The sequence below is a fragment of the Prevotella sp. 885 genome (genome assembly GCF_002265625.1).
GTDB lineage: Bacteria > Bacteroidota > Bacteroidia > Bacteroidales > Bacteroidaceae > Prevotella.
Genome location: NZ_NOVE01000078.1, coordinates 1 through 8,568, shown reverse-complemented (window position 1 = coordinate 8,568; position 8,568 = coordinate 1). Strand labels below are relative to the sequence as shown.

The window sequence follows — 8,568 nt, the reverse complement described above, 5'->3', positions numbered from 1 at the left end:
TGCAGAATCTTTCAATGCAAAAGTCAAGCATTTCAGAGCACAACTTCGGGGTATCATTGACAAGAAATTCTTTCTCTTCAGACTAACAAGATTGTATGCTTAATCCACACACTTTTTCAGGTGAGCCCTATCTGGCGCAAATTTAGGGAATTTTTCTCAGACTCACTATTCTTTTAACAATAATCTTTTTCTTTTTTTCTCAAGTTTCGCAAGCGAAAGGAGTTATTGGAATAAACTGATATAAGCAAGAACCTGTTCTGTCAACTTTTTCATTGACGGAACAGGTTCTTGCTTATAAAGAGAGAATCATTGAGTCCGTTAACGTCGAACTCACGATATATTACTAATTTTTCTTTTTGCCAGTCAGTCGTGCAAGATATTCAATACCGTAAACCGGCCACATCGGTACTTTGCGTACATTGGTTCGTACGGCAGGAATATCCAGTGCCATGAACAAGAGCGTCATGATGCCGCTTATCCAGATGACAATACCGTAGATCTGCTTAATGGCCACGTTCATCATGCTTGGCATATAACTGTCCATGAATGCTGTAAAGTCAAACTGCTGCATGTTGATGTGGGTAAGCGTAAGCTGCTGTCCGTAGCGTGCAATATCATCATTCATAAATGTAGAGAACCAGTGTGTGTAGATGCCATAACCAGCGGCTCCTGCCAGATACATGTGGAAGATGTTGAAGACAAACAGTCCCATGAAGAATTGCTCCAGGTCGGGAACCGACTCGTCGAGCGACCACATCAGTGTGGCTGCAAGAATGGAGTATGCTGCACCACGACAAATGATAGGCAGACGGAATTGCTCGATATTGACGCCCATATCAAGGGTGAAATACATCAACAGGGCATATGCAAGGATAAATCCAAAACCAATGGCAAAGAGTTTCCAGACTTTCCATTTTAGCACTTTGAGCCACAGTAGGTCGATGGCAATGCCGATATAGAAGCCGGGCAATGCCCAGAGAAACAACTCTTCCTTGGTATGCTCTTCGAGTTTGAGAACTTCAGCGCAGAGTATCTCCTCCAGCGTATGTTCGCATCCAAAAAGAAATTCTCCGACAATTACAACCACCATGATAAGGAGCACATTGCGCAACCTGAATATCTTGAAATCGACGTACGGATTGCTCACTCGTAGCAAGCGATGTATCAACACGCCGGTCAGAAGTATGGCAACACCCACGAGAATGCGAAGCTCGCGACTGTCCATCCACATCTTGTAGTCACCATATACGCATATGTAACATACCACTAACATTATCAAGCTGATGAGCAGTCCGCTTGGCAAATCAATACCCTTGAGGCTTAAGCGTTGTGGCATAGGACAGAACGGTCGGCATAGCACCAGCTGGACGGTCATAATCAGGCACATGAATCCCACAATGAAGATGTGCATCATCTGCCAAGTGAAATGATAGCCAAACCATGCTGCAAGAAAAGCACTACCCTCAATGGAGGTGAGCAGCACGATATGTAGTACTGGAAAGAATACGGCAAAGTCGCGACGAGGCGTAATCCACAGCTGTATGTTGCTCATGTGCTCGAAAGTGCCTTGCAGTTTTGCCATTCCTTCGATGAAACACACTACAAGCAGCAGTGGCATGAAGGTGGTGTGAATGGTGACGAGATTGCACACCGAGACCACTATGGCAGATCCGATGATGAGCTGTTGGTTGGTAAAGCGAAACTTCATGCGGAAAAGCATCGGAAAATAAATCGCCATACCTGCAAGATTGGCATAGAGCAACATCATCAGGTCTTCAATCATAAAATTGGTGGAACCCTGTATGTCCTCAAGCGCACCAAGATACATGCCGCTAGAAAACTGAAAGCCAAACACGCAGAGCACATATATCCACGGCTGAATACATTTAGGAACCCAGTCGCGAAACATAGGCATGGCAAAACCCATGCCGGCTGGAGGGGGAGGAGGTAATGGAAGCATAATCTTCGGATTAGTATTTCACCTCACATTCCAGATTATAGCCGGCACGTAGCTTCTTCATGTCCTCAGGCTTGTTGCCGTCAAACTTGATTCGCACGGAGACACGCTGTTCCACCTTAACGAAATTGCCGGTGGCATTGTCGATTGGCAACAGCGAGAAAGCACTGCCCGTGGCGCTGCTGATACGCTCAACATGTCCTTTGTATTTAACGCCTGGCACCGCATCGGCTTTCATCTCCACCTCAGCTCCTTCATGGATGTTAGGCAGCTGGCTTTCCTTATAGTTGGCTTCCACCCAGATGCTGTTGGCATCTACGATGTTTACCAGCGTCTGACCTGGCTGTACAAGCATGCCTTCCTGAATGTCTTTTGTGCCTACGACGCCATCACATGAAGCGATGATATAGCAATATGAAAGGTTCAGGCGGGCAAGACGGAGTTGTGCTTCGGCTACGCTCTCGCCGGCACGACTTTGTCCAAGGCGATGCTTCTGCTCGTTATTGACCACAGCCGTAGCCTGACGGGAGGCTGATGCCTGCGACAGTCGTGCCTGTGCAGCACGATAGCGGCTGACAGCCTGTTCATACTGTGTTTTCACATTGTCAAACTGCTGTTGGGTTACAGCTCCTTTCTTCAGTAAGGCAGCAAACCGGTCATAGTCTTTCTTGGCATTGTCCATACCTTCTTTAGCCTCCGAAATGCCGGCTGTTGCCACTCGCATACCTGCAGCAGCCACCATTACGTTGTTTTCCACGGTATTCATGCTGGCACTTACAGCCGACGAACCAGACTGCTGACCTTTGACGGCTGCTTCTGCCTGAGCCAGTTGCAGACGAAATTCTGCATCCTCAATCACAACGAGCGTATCACCCTTTTTCACATGCTGAAACTCCTCAAATCTTACTTCCTTGATAAATCCCTGTACACGAGTGTTCTGAGGTGTGACATGCTGTCTCACTCGGGCATTGTCCGTAAATTCCACATTGCCAAAGTGGCTGAAGTTCATAATAACAATGATTGCTCCGACGGCAATCAGACAGATAACAAGAGTGTTGTAAGCGTATTTCTTGATATTTTCCATTTCTATAATTTATTATAATTGTCCTGTGATATATTTCATTTTGTAATATGCGTATGCAATATTTATACGTGCATCCACCTCGTTCAGTTCAGCATCCAGCTTCATGTTGCTGGCGTCTATCATGTCTGTGATGAGTGCCAGTTGGTTGAGATAACGGTTGTTTACCACCTCATAGTTTTGCTGAGCCAGTTGCACATTCTTCTGCTGGGTCTCCAGTTCAACATAGCTCTGCAGATAGTTGGTATGTGCTGCCTGAACATTATTATTAAGCTGTTCGGCTGCTACAGCTTTCTGTTCTGAGGCTGCTTTACTTTGAAGTTTGGCTTGGTTCAACTTTTTATTGCTCTTGAAAATCGACGACAGTTGGTATTTTACGCCAATGCCCACATACCACACATTGAGATTCTTGTCTATGGGAGGCAGCTCGAAAGTGATAGGACCGTTCAGATTATTCTGAGCCACCACAGCCACCTTGGGCAACAGTTCGCTCTTGGCAAGCTTTTCCTGCTGTTTTGCCATTTGTTCATTGACAGCCACCATTTGCAGTTGAGGGCTTGTTGCCTCTGCTGTCTGTTGCCAATAATCTTCGCTGTCCTTATTAAATACTGCTGTCGCAACATCATCAGTAGGGTCTATCTCTTCTGTCTGGTCAATGCCGAGCGTGTTGCAAAGTTGGTGATTCAGAATCTTACGAGTGTTCTGCAGCTTGGTAAGATTTAGCTTCAGTGTCTCCATTTGCAGTTCATAACGAGTGATGTCGTTTTTGAGAGCCACACCTTGCTGATGCTTCTCTTTGATATTCTCAATAAGTTTCTGAGTAAGCGCGATATTGCTTTTGAGTACCTTCTCACGATTGGCGATTTTCTCCAAGTCAAGATATTGCCCCAATGCTATAAATCGCTGATTCTGTTCGTTGAGCGTCAAGTCTAATTGGGCTTGCTTAGCTCTGAGTTCTGACATACGTATGCCAGCATTGATAGCTCCACCGGAATATATTGTTTGCTGCACATCCAGCAGAAACTGATTTCCAAAATGCGGGGAAGTGAGGTTCTGTGCATTGGTAAAGTCACGGTCTGTCATTAAGGCATTGCCGATGTAGCTTGCACTGAGTTGGACACTGATGTCTGGCAGTCGTTGGCTCTTTGCTGCTTTGATGCCTTCTTGCGCAGCGTCTACGGAAGTCTTTCCAGCCTGAATGCTGGTATTGTTTTTGTCTATCAGTTTAAACATTTCTTCGATGCTCATCCTGTGCTGAGCCGAAGCTGATAGGGTAGAGGCGAGAAACATCGCCAAAATCATTCTGTTATTCATATTCTCTTTGAATTTTCGAGTGCAAAGTTACAGGTTTTTGGAGAGCGTAGACTTACAAAAATGTAGTCAGAACTTGACAATACGGGAAATGTAAGGCGTTTTATGTCAATTCCTACATCTATAATTGATACTATTTATTTGCTGTAGTATTCTCTTTTTCTTAACTTTGCAGCGTGAACGAAACAGAATTTATAATTTTTGATAAATCAGCGATAGATAAGGAAGTTCATGCAATCGACCATGGTGCTATCGTCTATTCACACTCGGGTAATGCTCGAGTGCGAATCAATTTTGAGTATTGGGATTTAAGTAGTAAGGATGTCCTTATCTTCTTTCCTGGAGATATGGTGAAATGGGAAGTCGTAGATGATGACTTTTCTGCATATGTTATCAGATACAGTAGTGATATCCTACGTTCAGCAAGCATGAATGTGGAGCATGCCGTCTATGATTCACTGAAGTCTGACAGGCGCTGTGGGTATGAATATCTGATTAATGAAGTGGTGGACAGCATGTTCCGTATATTCAAGTTCTATTTTACAGTAGAACATTACTCCATGACCGATCGTATAGTAGCCTTGCAGTTGCAGGCGTTTTTCTTGGGCTTTTACGATTATCTTCTCTCCAATCCACGAGAAGACCTTCGAAGTAAGGGCACTCAGCGCAGTGATGAGTTGTTCAATAGATTCATGGATTTGCTGGAACATGAGTACAATAAGGGGCATGAAGTGAATTATTACGCTGACCGTATGAGTATTACGCGACGATATCTTGGCATTATCGTAAGAGGCAAGACAGGTATGTCTCCAAAGCATATTATCGACGAATATATTATTCTGAGATTAAAGTTGGTGATGCGAACATCCAAGCGTAGTTTGAAGCAGATATCCCACGACTTCCATTTCTCAGATCAGACAGCACTAACACGTTATTTCCGTACGCATGTAGGCATCTCTCCACAGCAATATAGATTGAAATAATAAATGAACTTGCGCAAGCGAAAGGAGTTATAGGAAGAAGCGGATAGGAGAGTGGTTGAGCTAAGAAGATGTCCTCGTCACTCGACAAAAGTGTATCAATGCACAAAAAAATCGAGTCATACCATCGTGTTCTGAATAAATGTTTATATCTTTGCACTCGACAAAAATGTATCAATGCACAAAAAAATCGAGTCATGGAGATAAAACGCGACATACATCTTAATCGGATTATAGTCCGAAAAGGCAACGGAATGATAAAGGTAATCACCGGTATGCGCCGTTGTGGAAAGTCATACCTGCTGTTCACCCTTTTCTATAACTATCTGAAAGAACATGGTATTGACGATGCACACATCATAAAAGTTGACCTTGAAGACCGCAGAAATGCAGCATTGAGAAATCCTGATGCCTTGCTTCAATATATAGATTCCCGAATGACAGACAGTCTTCCTTATTTCATTCTTTTGGATGAAGTACAGTTTGTACGGGAGTTTGAAGATGTGCTGAACAGTTACCTGAAGATACCGAATGCTGATGTGTATGTCACTGGTAGCAATGCCAAGTTTCTATCTAAGGATGTCATAACGGAATTTCGTGGACGTGGTGACGAAATACACATCACTCCACTAAGTTTCCAAGAGTTTTCTTCGGTAAAAGAAGGAAGCCAGGAGTCGCTGCTAATGGAATATCTGACATACGGAGGACTTCCACAGGTGGCAGCTATGACTGATTCGCAACAGAAAATAGAGTATCTGAAAAATTTATTCACACATACCTATATCCGAGATATCAAGGAGCGTTATGACATTCAAAAAGACGATGACTTAGAAGAACTGATAAGTCTTATCGCCTCCAATATTGGAAGTCTGACAAATCCCACAAAACTGGAAAACAGTTTTAAGTCTGTCAAACGGAGTGTATTGTCAAAGGACACCATAAAGATTTACCTTGATCTGTTGCAAGATGCTTTCTTGATAGAAAAATCCACGAGATATGACATCAAAGGGAAAAAATACATAGACACTCCATCCAAGTATTACTTTACAGACTTGGGACTTCGTAATGCGCGTCTGAACTTTCGCCAAACGGAATTCACTCATTTGATGGAGAATGCCATATACAATGAACTTCGTCTTCGTGGACTTTCTGTCGATGTCGGTCAAATAGTAATTCAGAAAAGTGTGGAAGATGGCAAACGCCAACGTTCCACACTCGAAGTTGACTTTGTATGCAATCAAGGCTACAAACGCTACTATATACAGTCTGCTTATGCACTGCCAACAGAAGAAAAAAAGGAGCAGGAGCTAAACTCGTTGCTAAAAATCAATGACAGTTTCCCGAAGATTGTAATTGTCGGTACGCCAACACCTACATATCAAACAGAGGAAGGCATAACCATAATGAATGTCTACGACTTCTTGATGAATACAAACAGTCTTAATGTCTGAAAGAATTCGGGAAGTACTGATTTTTGCTTCACTGTTCAATCTTCCATTTGCAGTCACCATACCTGTCTATTATCTCGCTTTCTCTGATAGATGAAGGAGGCCAGTCGCGGGTATGCATAAAGGTCTGCATTCCTTTTCGTCATCGGGATGAGCCTTGAGATAGGCCAAAAGCTCGGAAGTTGTAATCCATTCTCTGTCCATAAATAAATTGAAGTTAATTGTTAAACAATAATGATTTGTCGGTTGCAAAGGTCGTAGATCAATCGCAAACCAACAAATCATTTAGATCTTGTTAGAACCTGAAGTTTGCTATTTAAAAACCTTTAGATCTTTCTTAAACGAAAAAGACCGTTAAAGATTATTGTGCAAGTATTGACTACATCGTTGTTTTTAACGAAAAATTGTTTTGTTCGTCATAAAATATTTCATTAACTTTGCAAATGCATATTCTCTTACGGATTTATCGTAATATATGGTATTCTGTATGTAGAGTGGCTACTTTTATAGAAAGAGCGTTTACTTTACGCTTGTCTTTGACCTTCGAAACTTCGCAACTCTCGAAAATCGTCAGAAGACAAGACAACGGTGAATGTTCACGGGAGGTATATTATATCCTGCCGTGGGTTGTCGTATCCATACGTCAAGTATGTTTTTGATGACTCACGTAGGTATCCATATATCTTTTACGTGGGCTTTCGCGTTGTCCGTCTTGACGATTAGGCAATGCGAAGGCCTCGAAGGTGAGATGGGCAAAGTGCGAATCCCACGTTTTTATATAAAGGCACATCCCAATGTCTAACTTAGCTGATACCTTGGTTGATTCAATCGGCACATTAATCACATCCTGTATCTGAAAATTCTCAATGTCTTATGACTGGCACAATATTGTAGTTTGCCCCCTTGTTGTACTTGACTTTAATCGTATAGATAATTTCGTTATGTACGCGAAAACTCTCCTGTATGCCAAGACAAAAGCCTGAGTTGATTTGATTATACTTGTGTATCGAATTTATATATGGCAAAACCGTTTGTAAAATGGGCTGGTGGTAAAGGAAAATTATTACCCGTACTGGTGAATAACCTGCCTGACGATTTTGTTACCCACGAAGAAGTAACCTATATTGAGCCATTTGTAGGTGGAGGTGCTATGTTGTTTCATATGTTGAGTCAATATGATAATATAGTTAGAGTGGTCATTAATGACATAAATCCTGCGTTAATAAATTGTTATCGTATGATTAGGAATCATTGTGACGGATTGTTAGGGGAGTTGAGCCAGTTGCAGACTTCCTTTTATGAATTAGAGACACATGACGAAAGAAAGCAATGGTATTATACTCGTCGTGACGAGTATAATCGTATTCCAGTTCATGAGAGAAATAATTTAAGGTCTGCAGCCTTATTTATCTTTTTCAATAAGACTTGTTTCAATGGGTTGTATAGAGAAAATAGTATGGGTAATTTTAATGTTCCCTTTGGCAGATACGTCCATCCGACAATATGCAATGAGCAAGTTTTGCTTGACGTACACGAAGCTTTGAGAAACGTGGAGATTATGCATGGAGATTATAATGATATTGTAAGAGTTGTGGATTGGAACGAATACAATTTCTTTTATTTTGACCCTCCGTATCGTCCACTTCTTGGTGCAAGTAATTTTCGGCTCATCCGATAAAGTCCGTGGCATCCCTACCCAAATATCAACGATACACGATAGAAAAAGAACGGTATGTCCCTAACTCCACGCAGTTGGCCTCTAAATGCCTTAAGCTTGGAGTTGAGTGATTC

The 8,568-nt window shown here is 42.4% G+C and carries 6 protein-coding genes and 1 pseudogene; 4 read left to right on the top strand and 3 right to left on the bottom strand.

Translation table 11 applies throughout. The features are described 5' to 3' along the window. Positions 1-103, top strand: a pseudogene (locus CHL74_RS16460) (ISAon1 family transposase); the annotation flags it as partial. 240 nt (positions 104-343) lie between these two features. Here CHL74_RS16460 and CHL74_RS14340 read toward each other — a convergent pair. Genes CHL74_RS14340 through CHL74_RS14330 form a run of 3 tightly spaced genes read right to left on the bottom strand, consistent with a single transcriptional unit; the run spans position 344 to position 4,352 of the window. Further along, the gene (locus CHL74_RS14340) at positions 344-1,960 is read right to left on the bottom strand and encodes a hypothetical protein (protein WP_094881871.1); all 1,617 of its coding nucleotides are present in this window, start codon (positions 1,958-1,960) and stop codon (positions 344-346) included. Positions 1,961-1,970: 10 nt separating this feature from the next. After that, complete coding sequence (locus CHL74_RS14335; protein ID WP_441339058.1) at positions 1,971-3,047, bottom strand: HlyD family secretion protein; 1,077 nt, start codon at positions 3,045-3,047, stop codon at positions 1,971-1,973. Between the two features lie 6 nt (positions 3,048-3,053). Next, positions 3,054-4,352 carry a TolC family protein gene (locus tag CHL74_RS14330; protein WP_094881869.1) on the bottom strand — a complete coding sequence of 433 codons (1,299 nt, stop codon included), beginning with the start codon at positions 4,350-4,352 and terminating at the stop codon, positions 3,054-3,056. Between the two features lie 173 nt (positions 4,353-4,525). On the opposite strand from CHL74_RS14330, the gene CHL74_RS14325 reads away from it, so the two are divergent. From CHL74_RS14325 to CHL74_RS14315, 3 genes are all read left to right on the top strand, one after another. Further along, entirely contained in the window at positions 4,526-5,332 is an 807-nt protein-coding gene (locus CHL74_RS14325) for an AraC family transcriptional regulator (protein ID WP_094881868.1), read from the top strand. Positions 5,333-5,526: 194 nt separating this feature from the next. Then, positions 5,527-6,780 (top strand): ATP-binding protein, encoded by a 1,254-nt coding sequence (locus CHL74_RS14320; protein WP_094881867.1) that lies wholly within the window; start codon positions 5,527-5,529, stop codon positions 6,778-6,780. 1,015 nt (positions 6,781-7,795) lie between these two features. Further along, positions 7,796-8,455 carry a DNA adenine methylase gene (locus CHL74_RS14315; RefSeq protein WP_094881866.1) on the top strand — a complete coding sequence of 220 codons (660 nt, stop codon included), beginning with the start codon at positions 7,796-7,798 and terminating at the stop codon, positions 8,453-8,455. The last annotated feature ends 113 nt before the right edge of the window (positions 8,456-8,568 follow it).

Coding starts and splice junctions, on each gene's coding strand:
- CHL74_RS14340 (WP_094881871.1), bottom strand. CDS start 1,960: ATGCTTCCATTACCTCCTCCCCCTCCAGCCGGCATGGGTTTTGCCATG.
- CHL74_RS14330 (WP_094881869.1), bottom strand. CDS start 4,352: ATGAATAACAGAATGATTTTGGCGATGTTTCTCGCCTCTACCCTATCA.
- CHL74_RS14320 (WP_094881867.1), top strand. CDS start 5,527: ATGGAGATAAAACGCGACATACATCTTAATCGGATTATAGTCCGAAAA.
- CHL74_RS14315 (WP_094881866.1), top strand. CDS start 7,796: ATGGCAAAACCGTTTGTAAAATGGGCTGGTGGTAAAGGAAAATTATTA.